Below are 24,262 nucleotides of genomic sequence, written 5' to 3'. Positions count from 1 at the left end.
CTCATATCTTCAGATAGGAATCGAACCATTCCAGTATTGCCCTCAAACGCTTTTCTCTATGTATGGGAAGGCCGCCTCTGGAAAGCTCGTGGTTCTCCTTCGGGAAGAGCACCATTTTGGCCTCTTTGCCGAGATGCCTTAGCGCTGTGAAGAATTGCATCGCTTCGGGGACCCAGCATCTGTAATCTTCAAGGGAGTGAATGAAAAGAATCGGAGTGACGACGTTGGGCGCCGACATCAGAGGTGACTGCCTTAGATAACCCTCGAGGTTGTCGAAGAAATCGCCTCCGGTTTGATCGCTTGCAAAGAAATATCCTATATCCGTAGTGCCGAAGAAGGAAATCCAGCTCGAGATAGACCTCTGGGAGACGGCCGCCTTGAAGGCGTCAGTATGTCCTACAATCCAGTTTGTCATGAAACCGCCGTATGAGCCCCCGGTGACACCGAGTCTCTCTTCGTCGACGAAATCGTATTCATTTATGACGTACTCGACGATTTCCATTATGTCTTCGAAATCCCTTTCCCCGTAATGGCCCCTTATATCGGCGAAGTCGGTTCCGTAACCGGCGCTTCCCCTCGGGTTACAGTAGATAACTGCATATCCTTCGGAGGCCAGAGTCTGAAACTCATGTATATATCCGCCGCCGTATGCCGTCTTTGGCCCTCCGTGGATCTCCACTACGGCCGGGTATTTCTTCCCTTCCTCGAAGTCTACCGGCCTCATTATCCAGCCTTCAATCTTTTGCCCATCTGAGGCCTCCACTTCGAAGCCCTCCGGTTTTGACAGCTTGATACCCTTCATCCACGAGTTAAAGCTCGTGAGTTTCTTCTTCTTGCCTTTGACAAGAGAGTAGATCTCCAGTGGCTCTGTCGTGGTCATCTCTGAAAGTAGAAGTTCCTCGCCTGCAACATCGAAGCAGTCTATGCTCCCCGAAGAGACAGCGATTTCCTCTACCTTTCCTTCTTTATCCATAGAAACGAGTTTTATCTGCGACCCGGCAGTTACCAGCGAATAGAGCTTTCCTTCTACAACCTTCATGGAAGTGTTTGGCGAGACACCCCTCACATCGCTGTTCAGGCTGTTGCCGAAGTACAGGTCCATTTCCCTGGCAAGAGTAGTAAGAGTGAAGGATTCCAGATCAACGTGGACTATGAAGGGATTGGTTGGGAAGCCCTTTTTGAAGTCTGTCGCGACGGCGAAGAGTTCGCTATCGTCTGACCACTCGCAATGATAGAAAGAGAGACTGTCGTCACCGATTCTCTTTGCAGTTTCACTCTGCAAATCGAGGAGGTATAGACTGCTCCATATCGGCCTCTTCTCCCTGTCTTCGGTTGTTATTACCGCGACGCTCTTTCTCTCGGGAGATAAAACGATGCTTTCGATATCACCTCCGACGGCCGTAATCGGTTCCATCTTTCCATTTTCGAGTTTCATCTTATATAGATGGCCCACTCTGTTCTCGGTGAATCCAGCGCCGTTAGAGACAAATGGTATTCTATCTATTTCGTAAACCTTCTTCTCTGGCGGCTCGTCTTCTTCGATCTTCTCGGGATCTTCCCCGGGGGCATGCTTCGTCATGAATAGAACCGTCTCCGAATCGATCCACGAGACAGAGGAGAATCCTCCTTTAAGAGTCTTCACCAGTCTGCTTTCACCGCCCTCAAGAGGCAGAAGATAAAGCCCGGTTCCTTTAGCCTCCTTGTCTCTCTTCGAGACAAAGAGAATGCTTTTGCCGTCTGGACTTACGACGGGAGAACCGTCCTTCCCGCCCCGGGTCAGCTGACGGACTTCTTCATTCTTCATGTTGCCCAACCAGATGTTGCTTTCGTACTGGTTCTCCTTCTTGTTCATCGTCTTTCTTACAAAGACAAAGTTTTTCCCACCGGGAAAGATGTGAAGATCGCCCACAGCGGAGTATTTGTAGAGATCCTCAAGCTTCAGCTTCTTCAACTAGATCACCCCTTTCAGAATCATTCTACCAGAATGACGGCTTTTCATTCTCGACTTCCTTATGATGCTAAAATTATAGGGAATGAGAGGTGTAAAAGATGATACTCGTGACCCACTTCGACCCCTTCGGGGGAAGTAAAATAAACGCTTCGCAGATAGTCGTGGAGCTTCTAGCGGATATCAGGGAAGACATTGAGCTCATGAGCCTCCCAACGGTCTTCGACGACTGCTTTTCTCGACTGGAGCTGCGGCTCCTAGACAACGTCCCGGAGGCGTTGATCATGGTCGGCCAGGCGGCCGGGAGATCTCTCGTTACTCCAGAGAAGATTGCGATCAACTGGAAGGAATCCCCAACTCCAGACAACAACGGATTTATTGCGACCGGTGAGAAGATAATTCCTGCCTCGCCCGACGCATACTTTTCGAGGCTTCCGGTCGACGGGATCGTCTCGAAACTTAAGGACGAGGGTCTTCCCATCGAGAAATCTTTTTCAGCCGGCGCATTTGTCTGTAACTACCTCTTTTACAGATGTATGGACTTTCTCACGAAGAGAGCCATAAACATCCCTGCCGGGTTCGTACATATACCGTGCATTCCCGAGCAGATTGGTCCGGGAGAAAACAGACCTGCAATAGAGGCGGAAGTTTCGGCTAGGGTCCTTTCGAGGATAATTGATCTTGCGGTGGAGGAGAATAGATGAGAATAGGCGGCGTTCCTCTCAACATAGTATGGGAGTCTCCAGAGATCAACATGAAGATAATCGAAAGAGTTTTCGCCGGGGCCTCGGAGGCAGGTGTTGAGCTAATTGTTTTTCCCGAAACTACCTTGAGCGGGTTCACTAATAACGCCGAAAGAGCTTACGTGAAAGATGCGTGTGGTTTCTTCAGAAAGCAGGTAGATCACTGGGGTATTCCGGCAGTTTACGGCTTTATAGACAGAAGAAACTCGAAGTTCTACAACTGCGCGGCTTTTCTCGCCCCGGGTTCGGAGCCTTTGATCTACCGGAAGAGAAAGTTATTTTCGTACGGAGGGGAGAATATCGTTTACAGCCCCGGTGACACTAATCTCTCTTTCGAGATGAAAAACATACACTTCTCTCTGAACATCTGTTACGATCTTCGTTTTCCGGAGCTCTTCAGGGCCAACTTGCCTGCAGAGGTCATGATAGTGATTGCCAACTGGCCGGAAAAGCGAGCCAATCACTGGCAGGCTCTTCTCAAAGCGAGGGCGATCGAGAACCAGTCATTTGTTCTGGGTCTAAACAGGACTGGGGTCGACGGTAACGGCATAGAATACGACGAGGCCTTTTCAGTACTCTTCGATCAAGATGGCAACGAAGTACCCTTTGAAGCAGAGAAGGGATTGCTTCTCTGGGAACTGGACTATGAGAAAATGAGTATTCTAAGAGACTGGCGGGAGAGATTCCCCGCCCTAAAGGATATATGAAGCTCTAAACCCTACTAGAGCGTCTGATCTGATTCTAGTTTCAATACCTCTCTCATGAAGAATTCGTCGACGTTTTTCGTCGAAATTCCGGTGAATCTCTTCTCGTCTACGTCGGCTACAACTCCGTCGCAACAGGGTCCCATACAGTGGGACGCCTTCAAGGTGGCAAGGTTGCCTAAACCATGTTCGTTAACCAGATTCATAAGTCTCTTACTGACCTCGGAAGAGCATTACATAAGGCACACGCTTCCAGTGCAAACTTCGATAATCAAGGGCAATCTTCCGTTTATGACTCCTTCCACAACAAATTATAAGCTTACAGAAGATGAAGCCTAAATCTAACTCAAAGGTACATATTCTTAATCTCCTTCATCTCGACTCTAAGTAAATTCTATTCTGATGCATTAACTCTCTTGAGTAGACTTAATCATGATCCACTTCACCTGTCAGGATCACCCCGAACTTGTTTCGGGATCCAGGCTTTGAAATACAGTGATCGGGGATTGAAGGTTCGTTGTAGGAAGAGCAAGAAAGACCGGTCTGCCGTTGAATGGTTCTCCATTCACTGAATAAATCCCGTTCTTCCAGAGCGAGGATCTGTTCTTTGTTCTTGGTTAAATCAAAAAACACGAGATTCTGAATGGAGTTCAGATGACGCGGAGCGCAGGGTATCGATTACAGGGTCTGGGGTCTCGTGAAGAGAACTGGCAATCAATTCAGGGTTTCAATGCAACTGAGGAAGTTGTCCAGGCAGCGGTTTCCGGAAGTCCCTCACTCTGTCATCCCGGACTTGATCCGGGATCTGCACTTTTGAAGACCGTGGCCGGGGGCAGCGCGTTGGTGGTTGGAAAGAGCAGGAGAACTCGTTGTCCGTTGAATAGTTCTCCGTTCTCAGAAAAGAACGGTTGCAAGTTCCAAGTTGCAAGTTGTGAGAAGAAGAAGACCTTTTTCTAAAGGGCAATGAAGTGAGCTCGTTACTGACATTCAACAAGAGAGCATCGAGATTCTGAATGGAGTTCAGATGACGGTTTGTTGTGTTCTTAAGAATTACAGGACGCTTTCACGGTATTTGTTGTTTTCGGTAAGCCTGCCTGGATGCTGAAACAAGTTAAGCATGACCGATTCAGACGTTTTCGGAATAAGCATTCGTTGTCGTTCCACTGAGCCTTCCCCACCGAGCCTGCCCTGAAGCCTGCCCCAATGAGCCTGCCCTGAAATGCTCTTGTTCAGGGCTTCTGTTTGGGGTCTCCTGTTCAGGGCTTTTGTTTGGGGCCTCTGTTGCAGAAGTTTTTTTGGAAGATGATCTTCCGCAGCTTTCTCGAAGATTTCACACTTCTACTGGTATGATTTCATAGTGGAGGAGAAGAGATGAAGATTCTGATTGTTGAAGACGAGCGTAGTCTGGGCAGATTGCTCAAGGAGTCTCTCGAAAGAGAGGGCTTTGTAGCCGAACTCGCAGTTGACGGGGAAGAGGGACTTTATATGGCTCTCAATGGTCCATTTGACGTTATTGTCCTGGACATTCTGCTCCCCAAACTCACCGGCTGGCAGGTTCTTGAAAAGATCAGAGATTCGGGAAGCAGAATACCCGTACTGATGCTTACAGCTCTCGACAGCATCGAAGACAAAGTCCGGGGCTTCGACTTAGGAGCCGACGACTATCTTCCGAAGCCATTCGATATCCGGGAGCTTGTCGTCAGGATTCAGTCTCTTTTAAGAAGGGCCCAGTTCGGCGGAGCTCCTTCAAGGGTTCTTAGAGTAGGAGATCTGGAGCTTGATATGTCGCTCAAGACTGCCAGCAGGGGAAACGAGAAGATAGAACTTAGAAAGAAGGAGTACCAGATCCTTGAATATCTAATGCTAAACAGTGGCAGGGTCGTTCCGAAGAGCGAGCTCGAGGAACATCTCTGGAATGAAGACGACGAACTGTGGTCGGACGTAATCAGAAGCCATATAAAGAACATCCGCAAGAAAGTAGACGGAGGGCGAAGAAAGAAGTTAATAAAAACGGTCAGGGGAATGGGCTATGAAATCAGTGACAGGTGAAGGGCTGTCATTCAGAAAGGCAAAGAGGAGATGGACGCTATTCTTCACCCTCATAGTGGTCTCTCTCGTCTCGGTTTTGAGCCTCTTCATTTTCGTCCTCTCCCTCAGGCTTGAAAGAGGGGCCGAGATAACCGCCCTCAACAGAGTAGCAGACAGGATCGAATCCAGAATCGGAAGGGCACCCTTAATAGCCCTGGAGAGAATGCTCAGAAACTATTCCGGAAATTTAGACCTCTTCACCGCGGAGAATGAGATCCTCGAGTTCGTCACTCCTGACGGAGAGAGCGTTCTTCAGCTCGGAGGAAGAATAAAGAGCAGTGTGCCATTAGTTGAGGGGACTTCGAAGGCAAAGGTCGTTGATTACGATGACTCGGAACTCGAATACAACATTCTTACAAGAGCTATTAGAAATATCGCGGGACAACCGGTTTTCTTCCTTAGGGTTGGAAGATCTATCGAAGGGCTGAGCGAAAAATCTACCAGTCTTCTCTTTTCCCTGATTCTACTGATAGTGCTCGTCGCGGCCATCTCCTGGATAGTCGGTCTGGCCTTAGCCGGTTACGTTCTGACACCTCTGAGAGAAAGCTATGATAGACTTCAGCGCTTCACTGCCGACGCTTCTCACGAGTTAAAGACGCCCCTTACGGTTATGAGGCTGAGCGTAGATCTGCTCAAGAGCAGACCACTGGAAAGTGAGTCGAGAGACAAGATAGATGCGATTGACGGTGCTACCCGGAGTATGCAGAATGTTGTCAATCAACTCCTGCTACAGGCAAAAGCAAACAACGATAGTTCGGCGGTGATATCTTATCAGGATGTGAGAGTTCGTGAGTTTCTCGAAGAGATGAAAGAGTATCACAGAACCTTCGCCGAATCGAAAGAGGTCCGAATAATCCTTGAGAGCGATGAAGATCTCTTCGTCAGGACCTATCTGGACAAACTTAAAGTCGCGGTTGCGGCCGTGCTTGAAAATGCTATCAAGTTCACCGAAGAGAAGAGCGATGTCACCGTTAAGGCCTTTGAGAGAGAAGCTTCACTCCTCATTCAGATAGGCGATTCCGGACCCGGCATAGATGACCCGGATAAGGAAAGGATATTCGATAGATTCTACAAGATAGACGAATCTCACAACAGCTCGGGAAGCGGCATGGGTCTCTCAATAGCAAAGGAAATGATCGGCTCGCTAGGGGGCGAAATAACTGTCGAGAACCGCCCCGGCGGAGGAAGCATATTTGAAATACGAATACCATCAAGAAAGCACAAATAGGCTCTTTCTTATATCCGGACTTTGATGAGATGATGATGAAAACGAGGTTCGGGGTTGGTGGTTGCGGGTAGGAAGAGCAAGAGTAGAAGTGATGCTGCCTCCGGCAGGAGGCGAGGCCGCCTTCGTCGGGAAGTGATGCCCGGAAGAGCATCCGGGGAAGTGATGCCGCTTCCGCGGGAGGAATTCAGAAACCAGTCTGCTTTCGCACGCCAGCTCCCACTATGTCAGGCGAAACGACTGCTGTTTGTTTGAAGATGCTTCTCGCAGTGAAAAACAGTCCATGCCCCGGATCAAGGGACGATCCTCTAGAAACTGTTTGAGCTTCTGAATAAGGATTTTAATCCTCCCTTGAGGGAGGAGGGCCACGAAGTGGCGGAGGGTGTGAGTCTCCAACGTTCGGGAAAGTTGCTGCCCTGACATAGTCCCCTGAGAGGGTTGTTCGATGTTCATTCCAGGTTGCTTCTATTAGTATGCCTATGGATCACAGACCAAACAACGTGAAGAGTGAATTTGTCGTTCAATTTCGAACAGGCCAACCTATTCTAAAAGCTGTTCAAAGACCACACTCCCCACCGCAAGCGGTCCCCCCCGCTCAAGCGGGGATTTAAGATCAAGAGCATTAAGAGTTGTTCTTCGGAGAGCAGTTGCCAGTTGTCAGTTCCAAGTTGTGAGTTGTGAGAGCAAAGGCCGGGGTCAGAGGTTTGAGGGTAGATGTAGGAAGATCAAGATCGTTCAGAGAATCTAACACTGCGTCATGCTGAACTTGTTTCAGCATCTCTATCCTAAGAACCGCTGAGCGCTGCTGAAAACAACGTTGTCCGTCAACGGTTCTCCTCCGAGAAGACCAAGAGCCTAAGTGATGCCGCTTCCGCGGGAGGAATTCAGAAACCAGTCTGCTTTCGCACGCCAGCTCCCACTATGTCAGGCGAAACGACTGCTGTTTGTTTGAAGATGCTTCACGCAGTGAAAAAACAGTCCATGCCCCGGATCAAGGGATGATCCTCTAGAAACTGTTTGAGCTTCTGAATAAGGATTTTAATCCTCCCTTGAGGGAGGAGGGCCACGTAGTGGCGGAGGGTGTGAATCTCCAACGTTTGGAAAAGTTACTGCCCTGACATAGTCCCCTGAGAGGGTTGTTCGATGTTCATTCCTTGTTGCTTCTATGAGAATACCTATGGATCACAGACCAAACAACTTGAAGAGTGAATTTGTCGTTCAATTTCGAACAGGCCAATCTATTCCAAAAGCTGTTCAAAGACCACACTCCCCACCGCAAGCGGTCCCCCCCGCTCAAGCGGGGATTTAAGATCAAGAGCATTAAGAGCCGTCCATGATTTGGGACAATTAACGAAGGATGGCTCTTTGCCCGCGCAGCGGAACTGGCCTCGCCGAAGGCGAGACTGGCACCACGAAGTGGTACTGGCGAAGGCGAAGCCTTTACTGGCGGCGATGATTCTCGCCTTTTGACTGGTCTGCTCCATTAGACTAAACAGATAAGAGTCACTTCGGGCTGCCGATGACGTTGCTCACAAACCAGTCCATGGTCAACAGCTCTTCGTCGGTTGGTTCTTCGCCCTCTGAATATCTTAGTTTTCCGTCTTGATCTTGCAAAGGCCCTTCAAAGGGATGATAATCGTCCTCAATTATCCGGCTTCTTTCTTTATTCATAAGTTCCTGAAGATCGGCGGGAACTAGATTACTCATAACTATGTCGACTACACCGTCCTCTATTCCGCCCCAGTATTGATAGCTGGTCCACTTTCCCTCCATTACTTCTTTTACGACTCTCTCGTAAAAGACTCCCCAGTTCCATATGGGAGAAGTCAGAAAAGTGTCTGGACTGAAGGCACTCATATCGGTGTTGTAACCAATAGCGTAAACACCCCGTTGTCCGGCCGCCTGAACTGCAGCTGGCGAATCCTGGCTCTGAGCGATTACATCGGCTCCAAGATCCAGGAGGGCGTCGGCCGCTTCCTCTTCGGAAGAGGGATCGAACCAGGTCTCGGTCCAGATAACGTGCACGCGAGCATCGGGGTTGACCTTTCCGATTCCATTCGCAAAAGCATTTATCCCCCTGATAACTTCCGGAATCTTGAATGTTGCAACATAGCCGATTATGTTGCTCTTTGTCATCTTACCGGCTATGAGACCGGTCAGATACGCCGGCTCATATATCCTTCCGAAGTAGGTCCCGACATTTTCGGCAGTCTCATATCCCGAACAATGCATGAAGATCGTATCGGGATAGTCCTTTGCTATCTCCAGAACGTCGTCCATGAAGCCGAAGCTTGTACTGAAAAGGAGTTTGACGTTACGTTCGGCGTAACTTCTAAGAACCTCCAGATCCTGTTCTCCTTCAGTCACGTTTTCTATGAAAGAAGTCTCGATTTGACTTCCAAAAGTCTTCTCGAGATACAGCCTGCCCTCGTCGTGTTTCTCTGTCCAGCCCCCGTCATTGACCGAACCAACATAGATGAATCCTATGCTGAAAGGCTCTGAAGCCAGAATAACTGCGCACAGTATGAATAGAACGGTAATTATCCCTTTCATAAGTCACCTCCGTAGGCAGTTCAATAGCCCAAACACTCCTTTTTAAATTCCTTACATTGCAATACCAGTGGAATTCCGGTCTTATGAATCCCATTATATCCCACACTTTTGCCGAATTCTCTCGGATATTACTTCCTATAATATAACTGAGAACTAGATCTCAGAGACTTCCAAGGAGTTGAAGAAATGTTAGTCACAAGCCATGAGAAGCGATATTCAGATAAGACGGAAATGACTTTGGACGACCTTATCCAGAAGCTGAAGGACCTGGGCCTGTATTCTCTGAACAGAGTTGTGGTGAGCGAAATCGAAGGGACTGAAACTCGTCTTGTAACAGATAACCGCGTGATCGACCCTGAAGATCTTGAGGAAACGTTGCGTTCCTGGGAAGAGGAATCGATTACGAAAGTGATGATGCTCGATATGACTCCGGTTCACAAGAATCACAACACATTACAATCTGCCGCGGGCTGTATCTACGAACCGCCCGAGTTCTCGATTCAGGTTAAAAGGGTGAGCAATGGAGTTGAAACGATAGTTGTGGCAGTAAAGAGTGTAGATCCCTTTTAGGTTTTTACAAAAACCTTTAACAGTCCTGACCCAATAGATAGGACAAGAACTACGATGACAGTCTGACATAGATAACTGGAACCGCCCCATTCCGTAAGTGCAAAGGAGCGTGATAATCTGAGGACAATGAATCTAGGCAAAGACTGTGCACCATGCGATAGCGTTGTGTTGGTTACTCCGGAAAGGTAGTTCTTTTAAAGGGCCGGACTGCAATACAGGAAATGAGACATATCTATGCAGTCCGGTTTACCGGTTAGTTATTGATAGCGAAATCAATTATTATTGAATAAAGTGGAATTCACAGAGGTGTGATTCATGGGAACAAGGATAAATCTCGTTGAAGACGAAAAGAATCTGAACAGCGTACTGACTTCCTATCTCGAAAAGGAGGGCTGGGAAGTCAAGTCGTTCAAGAACGGAAGCGACGCATTCGATGAAATCGATGACTCTCCCGATATCTGGATTCTTGACATAATGCTGCCGGGGATCGATGGCTTCGAGCTTCTCAGAGAAATCAGGAAGAGGGATTCGATGATACCTGTAATCTTTATTTCAGCAAGGGACAAAGATATTGATAGAGTTGTCGGACTCGAGATGGGAAGCGACGACTACTTGCCCAAGCCCTTTCTCCCAAGGGAGCTTGTCATTCGGGTCAAGAAGATTCTTGAACGTGTCCACCATTCTGGCGGAATCATACCCATTCCTCCATACAAGATCGACGAGGCGAGAAGGACAGTTACTGAAGAAATCGATGAGAATCAGTCACAGCTTATTGAGCTCACTTCCATGGAGTTCGATTTGCTCCTGCTCTTTGTCAACGGCAAAGGCAAGCCTTTTTCAAGAGACCAGATACTTGACAGAGTCTGGGGTTACGACCACTACGGTAGTGATAGAGCAGTTGACGATCTTGTACGGAGGCTTAGAAAGAAGATGCCCCATTTCAAGATCGAAACCGTCTATGGTTTCGGCTATAAGAGTGTGAACATATGAAATCCTGGAGTCTTTCCGACAAGCTCTGGCTGCTATTTGCCGCTGTTCTTTCTATCCTCTTCCTTCTTCTGGGTATCGTCTTCAGATGGTCTATAAGAGACTTTTTCACCACCGAAGCGTACAGAACGATAGAGTATGCTCAAGAAGTGAGGGTGATCGAATTGCAGGGAGGGTTCATCCCCTTCGAGGATATCGACCTCAACAGTCTTAGAAATGCCAGAGACGTAGGACACATAATCGTCTTCGACAGGGAGTTTGACCTAATAGATTACTACCTGAACAGATTTGGAACCCAGGATAGCTCCGACAGAACTCCTCCGCTTCAGGACTCAACTTCCAGGGACGTACTAATTAGCGGAACGATTATTCCCGAAATACTTCCTGTTATGAAATCCATTAAAGAAAACGCAGAAAAGCAGACGTCGCTTTCAGAGAGGTACGAAACGCTTCTCTCCGGCCGGAGTCTTTTCTATGTGATTCGTACTGAAGAGATTTCGGGAAGAGACGTCACGATGATTTCCTATATGTGGGATACGTACATGAACACTCTTTCATCGACGTTGTTCTCCAGGCTGCTGCTCGTAATGGCGATAATGACTGTGGTCAGTCTGGTTTTCATAATAGTCTTCTCTAGATACCTGACTAAGCCTCTCAAAAAACTTTCCGAGGACGTGCGAATGATCTCAAAGAGAAACTGGGACAGGCCGATTTCTTTGAATAGAAGCGACGAGATCGGAGAGCTAGCCGGTTCAATCGAGAATATGAGAAAGAGCCTCAGCGAGCAGGACAGAGAACAACAGTCAATGCTCCAGTTTATCTCCCATGAACTAAAGACACCTGTCATGGTTATACGAAGTTACGCACAGGCAATCAAAGACGACATTTATCCCGGGGGTGACCTGGATAGTGCTATAGACGTCATAGATAAAGAGATCCAGAGAATGGATCTGAGGGTAAAGGATCTCCTCTTCATAACGAGACTTGAATACCTGTCGCGTCACGACCTCGAAAAAGAGGAAGTCAATCTCTCAGAGCTGGTTGAGGACACAGTCGGGCGATTTTCATTCCAGAGGGACGACATAGACTGGAATCTTAATCTCAAAGACTTCAAGACCGAGGTCAATGAAGAACAGCTGGCGATAGCCATAGAAAACATACTTTCAAATCAGATTCGCTATGCAAAGAACAGGATAGAGGTAACTATGGAAGTAGACGAGAGAGAAGAGAATCTTTTGATGCGATTCGCAAACGATGGGGAGAAAATCCCCGAAACCAGATTGGAAGAGCTTTTCAAACCCTTCAACAAGGGGGTTGGAGGAGAAACCGGACTTGGCCTGAGCATAACGAGAAGAATAATCGAACTGCATGGTGGCACTATTTCAATGGCTAATGAAGAGGAGTTCGTCGCTACGATAGTCGAGCTACCGATTTAAAATTCTTTGTTGTTTCCGGAAGAACACCGCTACACTAACCACTTTCTGAATTCAAAATGATCGAGACAAAACAAGAGGGCGCAAACCGTGCCCTCTTGTATTTCCGGCCCATCCAAGGCCAGCCTTCCATTCTCGGAAATCATTCGCATAAAACCAAGAAAGTGATCGAACTCCTGTTAGGCAGATAGCTTTTTTCGGCTCTCTCTTCTTATCTACTCCTTGCTGAGCCAGCTAATAGCCTGATGCCAGAATTTGCCGTAGTACTCCCACTTCACGAAGTCAGTTCCCCAGTGGGGTGCAAGATCTGACATAAAGGCCATCGATCTGCCCTTTCCTGAGTCACCGACAATTATGAAGGGATCGCCGTCGATCTCGGCAAGTACTTCGGAACCTTCCTTGGGAAAGACCTTCTGGTAGCCCAGGAATCTCGGCCACGTTGTATCTATACCCTTCAAGATCGGATGATTGGGATTTAATACTTTGACCGAGGCCCCTTGAGTTGCCTCTACCCTGTCGTCAGTCTCCATCATATTGACAGGCATTACTTTCTCGATAGGGCTGCCGTGGTAGTTACCCTTGCCCTGGAAGCCCTGGAAGTCAACGTACCCACCCGTCATTATGAGAGATCCGCCATTAAGAACGTAATCAGATAACATCTGGACCTTGTTAGGACCCATAGGTACTTTGAACATATCGGGGTACATTGTCAGGGTGTTTCTTCCGCAGTCGCTTATGATTACTACGTTGAACTTCGCAAGCTCTTCCGCGGTCGACGGGAACATGCTGAGCACCTGATGATTGGGGATATGTGTTACTTCTATATCCTCAAAGGCCTTCATAGGCTCTTTGAAATACACAGAGTAGTCATCGAAACCTCCGAGCTCCACAACGTCGAAACCCTTTGTGTGAATCTTTGTTACCGTCCATGTTTCTCCAAGAAGCAATACCTTCTTCTTCACGCTAACACCTCCATTTTCAATCATTTATAATCAATCTACTAGCCTTTTACCGAACCCATAAGTAGTCCCTTTACAATCAATTTCAAGAAGAATATGTACACGATTAGCACGGGTAGAACAGAGATCAACATCCCGGCCATCTGAATATTCCATGATGCAACGGTTGTCCCTTTCAAATTGCCTATCGCAACCGTAAGCGGCTGAGAATCGGCTCCCCTGGTGAGGATCAACCCGAAAAGGAATTCATTCCAGATATTTGTGAACTGAAAGATCGCTACAACTGCGAAACCCGGCAATGATAGCGGGAGCGCAATCCTGAAGAAGGTGCCTATGTAGCTGCATCCGTCTATTCTCGCACTGTCAACAACCTCGGTGGGCAGAGATTCAAAATAATTCCTGAAAAGCAGTGTCGTAATTGGAACCCCGTACGCAGTATGTGTAAGTATCAGCCCCCAGTACGAGTTGTACAAACCGATACTTCCAATGAATCTCAACAGCGGTATCAGTATCGATTGGGGAGCAATGTAAAATCCCAGAACGAGAATCAGAAAGAGAACGGAACTTCCCCTGAATTTCAGTTTGGAGTATCCGAAACCTCCCCATGCACCGAGCGCCGAAGATATTGCAGTTGCAACCATAGTTATCACAAAGCTATTCCAGATCGGTTTGTCTATCTCGGAAAAGGCCTTGAGGTAATTCGCAAATTCGGGATTTCTGACTATATTGACGGGACCGTAGGCCAGCTCTTGATTGCTCTTCAGAGAAGTGTTCACTGCCGTGTATATCGGGAAGAGATAGAAGAAGGCTGCAGCTAGAAGCAACAGATAGATTATGCCCTTCTTTGTAATATCCACTACACCTGAAATCGATTTTGATCTCGCCCTACTCATACTCGCTTCTCCTCAGTCTCGCAAAGAAGGGAATGACAATCAGGATCGATATGGCAAACATTACGACCCCGACGGCCGCCCCATATCCGAATCTATTTCTGTTAAAGGCCGTTCTGAACATGAAGGTCGAAAGTATCTCCGTAGAACTGCCCGGTCCTCCTCCGGTCATTAGCCAGACGAGGTCGAAAACTCTCAGTGAATACATGAGAAGAATCATGAGGACTGTGAGCGTTGCCGGTCTCTGCATGGGAATTATGACCTTCATATACCTCTGAAAGGTTGAAGCTCCGTCGATCTTCGCAGCTTCGGTTATCTCTGGCGCTACTCCGCTTATCCCAGCGTAGTATACCAACGTTGAAAAACCTGAAAATTGCCATACATAAGCTATTGCAATGCAGATCAATGCCTGTTTGTCAGATGTGATCCACGGCTGAGTAAGAGAATCTAGTCCGATTGCCCGAAGCAAGGCATTCACCGAGCCTATCTCCGGAGAGAACATCCAAGTCCACATTGATGCCGAGGCAACAAAGGAAAAGGATAGCGGGAGCAGAAATATAAGTCTGAACAGCTGTTTTCCCTTCAAATTGAGGTCTAGAAGCACCGCAAGGAAGAGACCAAGAGGGATCGTCACGCCGATAAACACCAGTGTAAGCTTGAGAGTGTTGACCAGTGAAGTTTTGAAGACCCGGTCTTTTGAAAACAGTCTGATATAGTTATCCAACCCTACAAAGTCTCCCGCCGATCCGACATCTCGCCAGTTTGTCAACGATACCTGAAACGTCCAGGCCGTGAAGCCATAGACGAACAGGCCGACAAGGATCAAACCTGGTAAAATGAAAAGTAGTATTTGTACTCTCTTGCTCAAATAATCCAACTCCTTGGTTTCGAAAAACATTTGAGCGCGAACGGCCGGCAGGTGCCCTTACACCTGCCGGTCTGTTTTAGAACAGGAAAACCTCTTCGTAAGCGTAATCGAAATTGCCAAGTGTGTTCTCGTTGATCTCAGGTGAATTGAAGTACTCACTGAAGGCCGTTCCGAAAACGTCGAGATACGATTCGGGCGGTGCTCCAAACTGGGAGAGCACTTTCGCAACTCCGTCATCACGGAAGTAGCCAAGGATCTCCTTTGTAATGTCATCATAGACATCGAGAGGAGCGTCGAGAACAAATGGTGCCGCTCCTTTGATGGGGCAGAACGTATTTGCCGCTTTGACTGTCGTCAGGAATTGTATCCAGTCCTTGGCGATCTTTCTGTCGACACCTATCGGAAGAACAAAACAGTCTGCATGTCCGATGAATACGTGATCCGTTCCAGGGAAGGGCTGATAACCGAAATCCACGTTGGGAACCATGTTCATTGAAGTGAAATGACCCTTTGCCCAGTCTCCCATGACGTAGAAGACGGCCTTTCCTGTAGCCATAAGATCGGAAGCCTGGTCCCAGGTTAGAGCCGACCAGTCATCGTTGACGAATCCATTAACGATAAGGGTTCTGAGAACTTTGAGCGTCTCAATGAAAACTTCGGATTCGGAAGGCGTCGTCTTGCCGGCATAGTAATCAACGAAGAAGTCCGCGCCTCCGCCGGATAGGGCACTGTTCACGGCTTCGAAAAGGGTCCCGAGCCAGAATTGCTGTCCCATTCCCGCACCAACTGCTAGAGGTACGTAGCCTTCGGCCTTTACTCTCGCACAGACTCCGAGGAATTCGTCAAGACTCTTGATTGGCATCTCGATCCCGAGCTCTTCGACGAGGTCGACATTGTACCAGAGGCAGTTGTTCTGCATCAGGTTTAGCGGCACCCCATACATGACTCCATCGACTCTTCCCCATTCATAGACGTCCTCCGGGATGTTGTAACCCTTGATCAGATCATCGATGGGTTGGAGAACACTGACGAAAGAGCTTATCATACCGTGTCCGTAAGTAATCTGGAAAGTGTCTGGTGGATTTCCGGCCATGATCATTGTCTTGATCTGCGCTCGGAGGATTCCGCCACCGCCTCCCGCTACCGGGTTCTGAACAATAGAATACTCAGGGTGCTCATCGATGAATACTTCGAAGAGTGCATCAATTGCCTCTTTCTCTCCACCGGCAGTCCACCAGTGGTAAACAACCAGCTCGTTTGCGGAGCTGCCGAGAGCCGTTGCCCCGGCAAAGAGCAAACACAGTACCGTCAAGAGCACTACTCCACGTTTCAACTGTCATCACCTCTCTTTAAATTCGGGCTATAAGACGCCCGTTTCTATGTCTAGATACTTTCTCAAAACCATTAACGCTCCCCCGAAGATGGGCCCCTCTCTGTCGTCGAGAGCTGATTTCATAATTTCCATAGAGGATTGATCGAAGAGAGCAATGCTTTTCAGCTTCGCTCTCAAAGACGGCAGCACCCTTTCCCAGTACTGTTCAAGTGCGCCGCTGATGACCACTAGATTGGGGTCGAGACCGTTTACAATATTCATGAGGCCGACCGAGAACAGCTCAATATAATCCTCCAGCCGATTTTCGCGGATGAAGCCGTCCAGTTCTCTAGAGCCGACCATCGTCAGCCAGCAGCCTCTTCTTCCGCACGAGCATTCCGGGCCTTTGGGATCTATTGACATGTGGCCAAACTCGCCCGCAATGTGATTGCTTCCCACGTAGAGACTTCCATTGATGTAAAGACCGACCCCAACGCCTTCCTTCACTAAAACATAGACAATGTTGGAAAAGCTGTCGGGAATGTCCTTGTTCAGTGCAACTTCGGCAAGAACTCCCAGTTTGGAATCGTTGTTTATCGAAACTCCGCAGACAATACCGTTCAGCCTGAGCCTTTCCTCTACGAGTTCCGCGAGAGGGAGATCGGTCCAGTGGAGCAACGGGACGTTTATAGCAGTTCTGAGATCGCTTCTAACGAGTCCGGGGACGGAGATTACCACCGAGGCAGGCGATTCTTTCCCTGCTCCGCAGAAATCTGAAAGACAGTCCACCAGTTCGGAGGCGAATCTCTCGGGACTCTCTGATGTCTTTATCTCACACTTGTTCGTCATCTTCATCGAAAGATCTACCTTTGCTACGATCGTTGTCGCCAGTCCAACATCTACGGAAATGACGAAGGCCTTCTCGGGATTGAATGAAAGAAGCTCCTGCCTCTTGCCCAGCCCCGAAGAGGTCTTACCCGTCTTCACAATGTAATTTTCGCTCATTAGTAATCCCACAAGCTTGCTCACTGTCGGTTTGCTTATCCCGGTCAATTTCGCGATATTTGTTCTCGATACCGGCTGATATCTAAACACTACGTCTATGATTGTCTTCAAATTCCTCTCTCTAAGCTCGGAAGGAACTCCCGCTGATCTTCTCTCAGTAAATGACAATGAATGCCCCTCCATATTAGTTAGTTTCTGAACCTAAATTATTCTAACAAACTCGACGGTCTTTTCGAAAACACTCTTTTGGGTAGTATGGATTAAACATCGCGCAATAAAGGAAGTTCATCGGGCGGGATCGCATCTCAGTAAGTCTATTGAGGGATAAGATACTATAAAAGAGGGGGCTGAAACTGAGTTCATGAGTTTGGAAAGCCGCATAAAGCCGAGATACTCGACAAGAGCATCCTTCATGATCAATGGAAATTTCAGGATGAAGCGTCTAATTTATTAGAAAAATTGAGATTTGATCTGTACAGAAAAAAGGCAGATCACCTAAAAGCAGGCGAAACTTTCTCAGAAGAATGAAGAGCAATTGTTCATAACAAATCCAGGAGGGCCGTTGTCTTTTTGTTTTGGAATACTATTAGATTATTTCTACCAAAATATCATTGCGGTGCTGAAACCTACCCCTTGCGCAATAAGTATGACTTGATTGCCCTTGCCGAGCGTTTGCCGGCTCCCATCGCTTCGATTACAGTTGCAGAACCCGTAACGATGTCTCCACCGGCGTAGATACCTTCGTCGACTCTGCCGCTTGCTTCATCGGCATCGATACTGCCCCACTTGTTCAGCCTTACCGCCGGGAAACCGGCCTTCAAAATGGCATTTGGAGTCTGACCGATTGCTTCTATGACCATGTCCACTTCCATGACAAATTCCGATCCTTCGATCTGTATCGGTCTTCTTCTTCCCGAATCGTCGGGTTCTCCAAGAGTCATCTTCACGCACTTCATCCCCGTGACGTTGTTGTTTATATCACCTATATACTCAACGGGAAGGGTCAGCCAGTGGAATATGATTCCCTCTTCTACGGCATGGTGATACTCCTCTATTCTCGCAGGCATCTCTTCTTCGCTTCTCCTGTAAACCACATGGACCTCTTTGGCTCCGAGCCTCTTCACCGTTCTTGCAGCGTCCATCGTCACATTTCCGGCTCCAATCACGGCCACTCTGTCCTTTATCTTTACTGGCGTATCGTACAACGGAAAAAGGTAGGCCTTCATCAGGTTTGTCCTCGTGAGATATTCGGAAGAGGAAAATATGTTGTTATGATTCGATCCAGGTATTCCCATGAATCTCGGCGCGCCTGCGCCGATACCTATGAAGACGGCATCATATTCGTTCTTGATCTCTTCGAATGGAATCGTTCGGCCGATGATCTGATTGAAACGGAATTCAACTCCCAGGCTCTTCACAAATTCGACTTCCTTTGCAACAATCTCTTTGGGAAGCCTGAATTCGGGGATGCCATAAACAAGCACGCCTCCCGCCGTATGGAAGGCCTCGAAGACTGTAACAGAAAAACCCTCTTTCGCGAGATCGGCGGCGGCCGTCAATCCGGCAGGACCCGCACCGATTACTGCAACTCTCTTGTTTACGGACGGCTTTACAGCAGTCTCTAGAGAGATATTCTGATCGGCGACGAATCTCTCCAGCCTCCCGATTGCTACGGGTTCACTGCCGGGAATCTTTCCCACTACGCAGGCCAGTTCGCACTGCTTCTCCTGAGGGCAGACTCGTCCACAGATGGCCGGAAGGTTGTTCGCATCTTTCAAAATCCTCGTGCTCTTCTCAATGTCATCCTCTCTAAGGGCCTTGATAAAACCGGGAATATCTATTCCAACGGGGCAGCCGCTCACACATGGTTTGTGTTTGCACTGTAGACATCTTTTTGCCTCCGCGATTGCCTCTTCCTTTGTGTATCCAAGGGCAACCTCCTCGAAGCTGTTGACTCTCTCCGAAGGGTCGAGCTCCCTCATTCTTACTTTGAACTTCTCAGCCATCCTTCTCACCCAATTCACGTACGTATTTCTCAAGAGCAACCCGTTCCTCTTCCCTGTACTGATACTGCCTCTTGATCAGCTCGTCCCAGTTGACCAATCTGCCGTCAAACTCCGGTCCATGAACGCAGGCGAACTTCATCTCGCCTCCAACCTCGGCCCTGCAGGCGCCGCACATTCCCGTGCCGTCCACCATTATCGGATTGAGAGACACCCAGCAAGGTATGTCATTCTGGGAAGCGAGAAGAGAGACGAACTTCATCATTACCATCGGACCGATTGCCCATATCGTGACCGGTGAATAATCTGCTATTACTTCTTTGAGGGGGTTCGTTACGGTTCCCTTGATTCCCGCAGAGCCGTCATCTGTAGAGAGGTAAAGCCTGTCAAGAAAGGGCCTGAACTCGTCCACCATGATCAGATGATCTTTGTTAGCCGCACCCAGTATACCGATTACCTCGTTTCCGGCAGCTTTAAGCGCCCTTGCAACAGGAAACAAAGGAGCTATTCCCACTCCTCCGCCAACAACACAGACCGTTCCAAGTTTCTCGATCTCACTGGGATTTCCAAGAGGACCAACTATATCGCTTACGGATTCTCCCTCGTTCATTGCACAAAGTTTATAGGTGCTTTTCCCAACGGCCTTCACTATTACCCTTACCCTGTCTTTTTCTGCCGATGCTATCGTGAGAGGAATCCTCTCACCAAACTCGTCTATCCTTATTATCAGGAACTGACCGGGTTTTGCATATCTGTAGATATCTGGATGAGAAAGCCAGATATCATACGTATCGGGAGCGATTCTTTTCTTCGAGAGAACTGCGTACATTCAATCACCTCATTTTAATGATAGCAGAATCCTGATCACAATATAGAAGTTATTAAACCTAACCACATCTCTTAAGCGGGGTGATCCAGTAATTGAACTGTCAGCTCTTCTTCCCTTAGAAGAAGTCAGCGCAATATCATGTTAGAATCATTTAAAGTAGTAAGAAGTTTTACAATCTTGTCTCTTCGATCAAACTCTTTTTTCTCTATACAGCGTTTTCACTAATTGTGAGCCGGGATTGTACTTCACAAACTTATTCACTAGATTGCCGAGAACCTAATTGGAAGCCGACCCAACGATGTCCGCTTCTCGGGACCATCGAGACAGGAGGAGAATATGGAAAATGATCCAAAGAAGGAAGGCAAACTCACTACTGAAGCAGGAGCTCCAGTAGTAGACAATCAGAATTCAATGACTGCCGGTCCCCGTGGACCGATGTTGCTTCAGGACGTCTGGTATCTCGAAAAACTCGCCCACTTCGACAGAGAAGTAATACCCGAACGGAGAATGCACGCAAAGGGCTCCGGTGCCTTCGGGACATTCACCGTAACCCACGACATAACGAAGTACTCGAAGGCGAAGCTCTTCTCGGAAATTGGCAAGAAGACGGACATGTTTGTGAGGTTCTCCACGGTTGCAGGGGAGAGAGGCGCCGCCGATGCCGAGAGGGACATCAGAGGTTTCGCGATGAAGTTCTATACGGAAGAAGGAAACTGGGATCTCGTAGGCAACAACACACCCGTCTTTTTCCTTAGAGACCCTCTGAAATTCCCCGATCTAAACCACGCGATCAAGAGAGATCCGAAAACGAACATGAGAAGTGCGAAGAACAACTGGGATTTCTGGACATCACTTCCAGAAGCGCTTCATCAGGTCACCATTACGATGAGTGACAGGGGAATACCTTACTCCTACAGACACATGAACGGTTACGGTAGCCATACCTTCAGCATGATAAACGCCGAAAATGAAAGAGTCTGGGTGAAGTTCCACTTCAAGACACAGCAGGGTATCAAGAATCTAACCGATGCCGAAGCCGAGACAATAATCGCAAAGGACCGCGAAAGCCACCAGCGCGATCTATTCGAAAGCATCGAAAGGGGCGACTTCCCAAGATGGACCATGTACATTCAGGTAATGACTCTTGAACAGGCCGAAAAGATGCCCTACAATCCCTTCGATCTTACAAAGGTTTGGTACAAGGGAGAGTTCCCGTTGATAGAGGTTGGTTACTTCGAGCTGAACAAGAATCCCGAGAACTACTACCTCGACGTCGAACAGGCCGCGTTCAATCCGGCGCATATCGTTCCCGGCATAGGCTTCTCACCGGACAAGATGCTGCAGGGAAGGCTATTTTCCTACGGCGACGCCCAGCGATATCGACTGGGAGTGAATCACGATCAGATTCCCGTAAACAGACCACGAAATCCTTACAACAGCTATCACCGGGACGGTCAGATGAGGGTCGACGACAATGCCGGAAGCACTCTGGGCTATGAGCCCAACAGCTACGGCGCCTGGGTGGAACAGCCGGAATTCAAGGAACCGCCTCTGAAGCTTTCCGGTGCGGCCGATAACTGGAATTTCAGAGAGGACGACGATGATTACTACACTCAGCCAGGTAAGCTTTTTAACCTGATGACTCCCGAACAGCAGCAGGTCCTCTTTGAAAACACGGCAAGAAACATGGGCGACGCTCCTAAGGAGATAAAGATAAGACACATCGGAAACTGTCTAAAGGCCGACCCAGCTTATGGAGCAGGTGTAGCGAAGGCGCTCGGTATCTCTCTGAATGAAGTAGAGCAATAAGCAACGAATTTGGTTATATGAGAGGCAACTCGTGAGACTGAAAAGGATTCTGCTCTCAATTGCAGGATCTCTGTTTCTCTTTCTTGGAATAACGGGAATAATTCTTCCTTTGCTGCCAACAACACCCTTTTTGCTGTTGGCGGCATTTTGCTATTTGAGGAGCTCCAAAAAGCTATATAGATGGCTGATCAGTCACAGGCTCTTCGGCGCATATATCTACAGCTATCTCCATTTCAGAGCCGTCAGGAGGAGAGCGAGGAACCTTGCGCTTCTATTGCTTTGGTCTACTCTCACTTTGACAATGATACTGATATCCAATACTGCCGTCACACTTATCCTCGTCGGAGTTGGCGTAGCCGTATCCATTCATCTGTTGCAACTGAAGATACTGACAGCCGAGATGCTTGAAAAAGTTAGGGAGGGCCTAAAGAATCCAGAGATGATCGACAAATACCCCGGCTCGAATGACTGAGGCAACTCCAGATAGCCGTTGTTTTTTCAGTTTGAAAGGTCTTCGAGAGATTTGAAGGTTTTTCTGGTCTTCAAGATAGGGCAGGCATATACTGTCTGATCAATTTCCAGATAACAAGGGGCTTTCAAATCAGCATTACTCTCCGGAATCACGAATCTCTTCGAGAGTTCTACCGGTCTTTACCGAATCCGGTTCGGTGGCTGTCGGATTTCTCCGCGCATCGGCCTCTTCGTCATTCATCTTCACTAGAAGCCATCTGGCTTTGCTGCCTTTACCGGTTCTTACGAGAGCGTACCCGCCTCTAAGTTTACGGCCTTCGAGCCATATCGTGATATGCCCGTCTTCTATCTGCTTCAACAGAGGATTCGATTCAGGGTCTTCCTTCAGATTTCTGTAGCTTCCCCGGTCCCATAGAAGGACCGTGCCTCCTCCGTACTCGCCTTCCGGGATATTCCCTTCGAAGTCTCCGTATTCAAGTGGATGGTCTTCCGTTGGAACGGCGAGCCTCTTTTCCGATGGATCGGTTGAAGGACCTTTTGGAACGGCCCATGACTTGAGAACTCCATCGACTTCTATTCTGAAATCGTAGTGAAGCCTCGAAGCAGCATGCTTCTGAATGACGAATACCGGCCTTTCATTTGACCATTCAACAGTGGCCTCTCTTCCGTCCGGTTCCGATGTCTTGCTGAAATCTCTCTTTTCCACGTATTTATCTAGTTTCTCTTCTCTTTCGTTCACTGTTCACCTCCTGACATGGCAACGTATGTGAAAGCTGAAGTACCACACCATTGAACAGAGGATATTCGGCTTAATTATACCAGCCGGAGATCGGCGGTTTTCCAAAAACCGAAGCTTCAACAATTCGCGCTTTTAGTATTTTCAGCCTATGATAAGGGTTATGGAACAAGATCTCTGATCTTCCCGTCGTCTTTCATCTTTCTGGCGAGATAGATGAACGGTGTGTCTAGAACGGCAACGACCCATTTCAGAATATAAGTGGACCAGAATATCTGCCACCAGACACCTGCCGAAAAGACTCCCGCAAAGGCTATGACAGTGAAGACAGCCGTATCTATCAATTGCGAGATCATTGTACTCGCGTTGTTCCTTATCCAGATGTGCCGTTTCTCGGGGAACCTCTTCTTCCAGAAGTCGTATGCCCAGACGTCGTGCAGCTGAGAACACCAGTATGCGGCAAGACTCGCAAGAGCGATACGGGGAAGGAGACCAAATACCACAGAAAGGTGTTCTTGAGAAAAGTCCGAAGGGTGGGGCTCGAAGGCGAGCGCAATCTGCATTATCACCGTAACGGATATTAGAGAGAAGAATCCGATATAGACCGCCTTCCTGGCCTCTTTCTTTCCGTGGTTTTCCGATAGGATGTCTGTAGCGAGAAAGGAGGTCGCATATACGATATTCCCGAGCGTGGCGGCCATCCAGAAGAGAGAGACTGTCTTTATAACCTGAACGTTAGCTATTATCGCGGCAATAGCTACCCATACGTAAAGGCCCGTCTTTCCCCACCATCTGTATGCTATGGTAATCAAAGCGAAGTTCACTACCAGCATCACAAACCAGAGAATCTCATTCATCTATATCTCCTTCTTCATATGATCTTGGAAACCTCAAAGCTCCCTTTCGCATTTTATCGCATAAAAGATCTTGAAACCACCGCTGGATGTTTCGTTTGATCTCATATGGAATTGCATTTGATTATGAAGTAAAAGGCACAATTAGATGCGGGAAGCGCTTACTAAGACTATGCCAAGAAGCGGCCGGATCGGGTCGTCAAGAAAACACCGTACCCATGAGAACTTCGCGCTTTCCGGTATATTACTGCTTACAGTCTATACAGCGCTTTGGG

Annotated in this window: 21 protein-coding genes; 9 read left to right on the top strand and 12 right to left on the bottom strand. The window is 48.1% G+C overall.

The genetic code is table 11. The features are described 5' to 3' along the window. Position 1: 1 nt before the first annotated feature. Positions 2-1,951 (bottom strand): S9 family peptidase, encoded by a 1,950-nt coding sequence (locus tag THEBA_RS00585; RefSeq protein WP_014730012.1) that lies wholly within the window; start codon positions 1,949-1,951, stop codon positions 2-4. 98 nt (positions 1,952-2,049) lie between these two features. On the opposite strand from THEBA_RS00585, the gene THEBA_RS00580 reads away from it, so the two are divergent. Together THEBA_RS00580 and THEBA_RS00575 are read left to right on the top strand one after the other, a co-directional pair. Beyond that, positions 2,050-2,652 (top strand): pyroglutamyl-peptidase I, encoded by a 603-nt coding sequence (locus tag THEBA_RS00580; protein WP_006490164.1) that lies wholly within the window; start codon positions 2,050-2,052, stop codon positions 2,650-2,652. Next, complete coding sequence (locus tag THEBA_RS00575) at positions 2,649-3,398, top strand: nitrilase-related carbon-nitrogen hydrolase (RefSeq protein WP_014730011.1); 750 nt, start codon at positions 2,649-2,651, stop codon at positions 3,396-3,398. The genes THEBA_RS00580 and THEBA_RS00575 overlap by 4 nt, the downstream gene beginning before the upstream one ends. Positions 3,399-3,412: 14 nt before the next feature. Here THEBA_RS00575 and THEBA_RS00570 read toward each other — a convergent pair whose 3' ends face one another. After that, entirely contained in the window at positions 3,413-3,601 is a 189-nt protein-coding gene (locus tag THEBA_RS00570; protein WP_041928042.1) for a hypothetical protein, read from the bottom strand. A gap of 1,165 nt (positions 3,602-4,766) precedes the next feature. Here THEBA_RS00570 and THEBA_RS00560 point away from each other — a divergent pair. Together THEBA_RS00560 and THEBA_RS00555 are read left to right on the top strand one after the other, a co-directional pair. Further along, positions 4,767-5,444 carry a response regulator transcription factor gene (locus THEBA_RS00560; RefSeq protein ID WP_006490156.1) on the top strand — a complete coding sequence of 226 codons (678 nt, stop codon included), beginning with the start codon at positions 4,767-4,769 and terminating at the stop codon, positions 5,442-5,444. After that, entirely contained in the window at positions 5,425-6,711 is a 1,287-nt protein-coding gene (locus THEBA_RS00555) for a sensor histidine kinase (RefSeq protein WP_014730010.1), read from the top strand. The genes THEBA_RS00560 and THEBA_RS00555 overlap by 20 nt, the downstream gene beginning before the upstream one ends. Before the next feature lie 1,500 nt (positions 6,712-8,211). On the opposite strand, the gene THEBA_RS00545 is transcribed toward THEBA_RS00555, so the two are convergent. Further along, a complete protein-coding gene (locus THEBA_RS00545; RefSeq protein WP_014730009.1) occupies positions 8,212-9,261 on the bottom strand; it encodes a BMP family ABC transporter substrate-binding protein in 1,050 nt (349 codons plus the stop codon). A gap of 186 nt (positions 9,262-9,447) precedes the next feature. Between THEBA_RS00545 and THEBA_RS00540 the strand changes: the two genes are divergently transcribed. The 3 genes from THEBA_RS00540 to THEBA_RS00530 all read left to right on the top strand — a co-directional run bounded on the left by THEBA_RS00540 (position 9,448) and on the right by THEBA_RS00530 (position 12,254). After that, positions 9,448-9,831, top strand: a complete 384-nt coding sequence (locus THEBA_RS00540) for a hypothetical protein (protein ID WP_041928040.1) — start codon at positions 9,448-9,450, stop codon at positions 9,829-9,831. A 315-nt stretch (positions 9,832-10,146) separates the two neighbouring features. Further along, on the top strand, positions 10,147-10,821 hold the full coding sequence (locus tag THEBA_RS00535) for a response regulator transcription factor (protein WP_014730008.1): 675 nt from the start codon (positions 10,147-10,149) through the stop codon (positions 10,819-10,821). Next, the gene (locus THEBA_RS00530; protein WP_014730007.1) at positions 10,818-12,254 is read left to right on the top strand and encodes a sensor histidine kinase; all 1,437 of its coding nucleotides are present in this window, start codon (positions 10,818-10,820) and stop codon (positions 12,252-12,254) included. The genes THEBA_RS00535 and THEBA_RS00530 overlap by 4 nt, the downstream gene beginning before the upstream one ends. Before the next feature lie 212 nt (positions 12,255-12,466). On the opposite strand, the gene THEBA_RS00525 is transcribed toward THEBA_RS00530, so the two are convergent. The 7 genes from THEBA_RS00525 to THEBA_RS00495 form a co-directional block, all read right to left on the bottom strand. Beyond that, complete coding sequence (locus THEBA_RS00525) at positions 12,467-13,213, bottom strand: glutamine amidotransferase (RefSeq protein ID WP_014730006.1); 747 nt, start codon at positions 13,211-13,213, stop codon at positions 12,467-12,469. Positions 13,214-13,251: 38 nt separating this feature from the next. Further along, a complete protein-coding gene (locus tag THEBA_RS00520) occupies positions 13,252-14,103 on the bottom strand; it encodes a carbohydrate ABC transporter permease (protein WP_014730005.1) in 852 nt (283 codons plus the stop codon). Continuing rightward, positions 14,096-14,968 (bottom strand): carbohydrate ABC transporter permease, encoded by an 873-nt coding sequence (locus THEBA_RS00515; RefSeq protein WP_014730004.1) that lies wholly within the window; start codon positions 14,966-14,968, stop codon positions 14,096-14,098. The genes THEBA_RS00520 and THEBA_RS00515 overlap by 8 nt, the downstream gene beginning before the upstream one ends. Before the next feature lie 76 nt (positions 14,969-15,044). Further along, on the bottom strand, positions 15,045-16,301 hold the full coding sequence (locus tag THEBA_RS00510; RefSeq protein ID WP_014730003.1) for an ABC transporter substrate-binding protein: 1,257 nt from the start codon (positions 16,299-16,301) through the stop codon (positions 15,045-15,047). 27 nt (positions 16,302-16,328) lie between these two features. Next, positions 16,329-17,453, bottom strand: a complete 1,125-nt coding sequence (locus THEBA_RS00505; RefSeq protein ID WP_014730002.1) for an ROK family transcriptional regulator — start codon at positions 17,451-17,453, stop codon at positions 16,329-16,331. A 458-nt stretch (positions 17,454-17,911) separates the two neighbouring features. Further along, a complete protein-coding gene (gltA, locus tag THEBA_RS00500) occupies positions 17,912-19,291 on the bottom strand; it encodes an NADPH-dependent glutamate synthase (protein WP_014730001.1) in 1,380 nt (459 codons plus the stop codon). Beyond that, on the bottom strand, positions 19,284-20,117 hold the full coding sequence (locus THEBA_RS00495) for a sulfide/dihydroorotate dehydrogenase-like FAD/NAD-binding protein (protein WP_014730000.1): 834 nt from the start codon (positions 20,115-20,117) through the stop codon (positions 19,284-19,286). The genes gltA and THEBA_RS00495 overlap by 8 nt, the downstream gene beginning before the upstream one ends. 336 nt (positions 20,118-20,453) lie before the next feature. On the opposite strand from THEBA_RS00495, the gene THEBA_RS00490 reads away from it, so the two are divergent. Together THEBA_RS00490 and THEBA_RS00485 are read left to right on the top strand one after the other, a co-directional pair. After that, entirely contained in the window at positions 20,454-21,926 is a 1,473-nt protein-coding gene (locus tag THEBA_RS00490) for a catalase (protein WP_014729999.1), read from the top strand. 31 nt (positions 21,927-21,957) lie between these two features. Further along, positions 21,958-22,398 (top strand): DUF454 family protein, encoded by a 441-nt coding sequence (locus THEBA_RS00485; protein WP_014729998.1) that lies wholly within the window; start codon positions 21,958-21,960, stop codon positions 22,396-22,398. A 135-nt stretch (positions 22,399-22,533) separates the two neighbouring features. Here the strand turns inward: THEBA_RS00485 and THEBA_RS00480 are convergent, their stop codons facing one another. Together THEBA_RS00480 and THEBA_RS00475 are read right to left on the bottom strand one after the other, a co-directional pair. Further along, positions 22,534-23,136 (bottom strand): DNA polymerase ligase N-terminal domain-containing protein, encoded by a 603-nt coding sequence (locus tag THEBA_RS00480; RefSeq protein ID WP_014729997.1) that lies wholly within the window; start codon positions 23,134-23,136, stop codon positions 22,534-22,536. Between the two features lie 158 nt (positions 23,137-23,294). After that, a complete protein-coding gene (locus THEBA_RS00475; protein WP_014729996.1) occupies positions 23,295-23,990 on the bottom strand; it encodes a queuosine precursor transporter in 696 nt (231 codons plus the stop codon). Positions 23,991-24,262: the final 272 nt, after the last annotated feature.

The sequence above is a fragment of the Mesotoga prima MesG1.Ag.4.2 genome (assembly GCF_000147715.2).
Classification (GTDB): domain Bacteria; phylum Thermotogota; class Thermotogae; order Petrotogales; family Kosmotogaceae; genus Mesotoga; species Mesotoga prima.
Note: the sequence above shows the minus strand (reverse complement) of the source record. Positions and strands in the feature narration are given on the sequence as shown.

Bases quoted from the DNA above. Each gene is read 5' to 3' on its own strand.
- THEBA_RS00580 (WP_006490164.1), top strand. From the start codon at position 2,050: ATGATACTCGTGACCCACTTCGACCCCTTCGGGGGAAGTAAAATAAAC.
- THEBA_RS00575 (WP_014730011.1), top strand. From the start codon at position 2,649: ATGAGAATAGGCGGCGTTCCTCTCAACATAGTATGGGAGTCTCCAGAG.
- THEBA_RS00570 (WP_041928042.1), bottom strand. From the start codon at position 3,601: ATGAATCTGGTTAACGAACATGGTTTAGGCAACCTTGCCACCTTGAAG.
- THEBA_RS00560 (WP_006490156.1), top strand. From the start codon at position 4,767: ATGAAGATTCTGATTGTTGAAGACGAGCGTAGTCTGGGCAGATTGCTC.
- THEBA_RS00555 (WP_014730010.1), top strand. From the start codon at position 5,425: ATGAAATCAGTGACAGGTGAAGGGCTGTCATTCAGAAAGGCAAAGAGG.
- THEBA_RS00545 (WP_014730009.1), bottom strand. From the start codon at position 9,261: ATGAAAGGGATAATTACCGTTCTATTCATACTGTGCGCAGTTATTCTG.
- THEBA_RS00540 (WP_041928040.1), top strand. From the start codon at position 9,448: ATGTTAGTCACAAGCCATGAGAAGCGATATTCAGATAAGACGGAAATG.
- THEBA_RS00535 (WP_014730008.1), top strand. From the start codon at position 10,147: ATGGGAACAAGGATAAATCTCGTTGAAGACGAAAAGAATCTGAACAGC.
- THEBA_RS00530 (WP_014730007.1), top strand. From the start codon at position 10,818: ATGAAATCCTGGAGTCTTTCCGACAAGCTCTGGCTGCTATTTGCCGCT.
- THEBA_RS00520 (WP_014730005.1), bottom strand. From the start codon at position 14,103: ATGAGTAGGGCGAGATCAAAATCGATTTCAGGTGTAGTGGATATTACA.
- gltA (WP_014730001.1), bottom strand. From the start codon at position 19,291: ATGGCTGAGAAGTTCAAAGTAAGAATGAGGGAGCTCGACCCTTCGGAG.
- THEBA_RS00495 (WP_014730000.1), bottom strand. From the start codon at position 20,117: ATGTACGCAGTTCTCTCGAAGAAAAGAATCGCTCCCGATACGTATGAT.
- THEBA_RS00490 (WP_014729999.1), top strand. From the start codon at position 20,454: ATGGAAAATGATCCAAAGAAGGAAGGCAAACTCACTACTGAAGCAGGA.
- THEBA_RS00475 (WP_014729996.1), bottom strand. From the start codon at position 23,990: ATGAATGAGATTCTCTGGTTTGTGATGCTGGTAGTGAACTTCGCTTTG.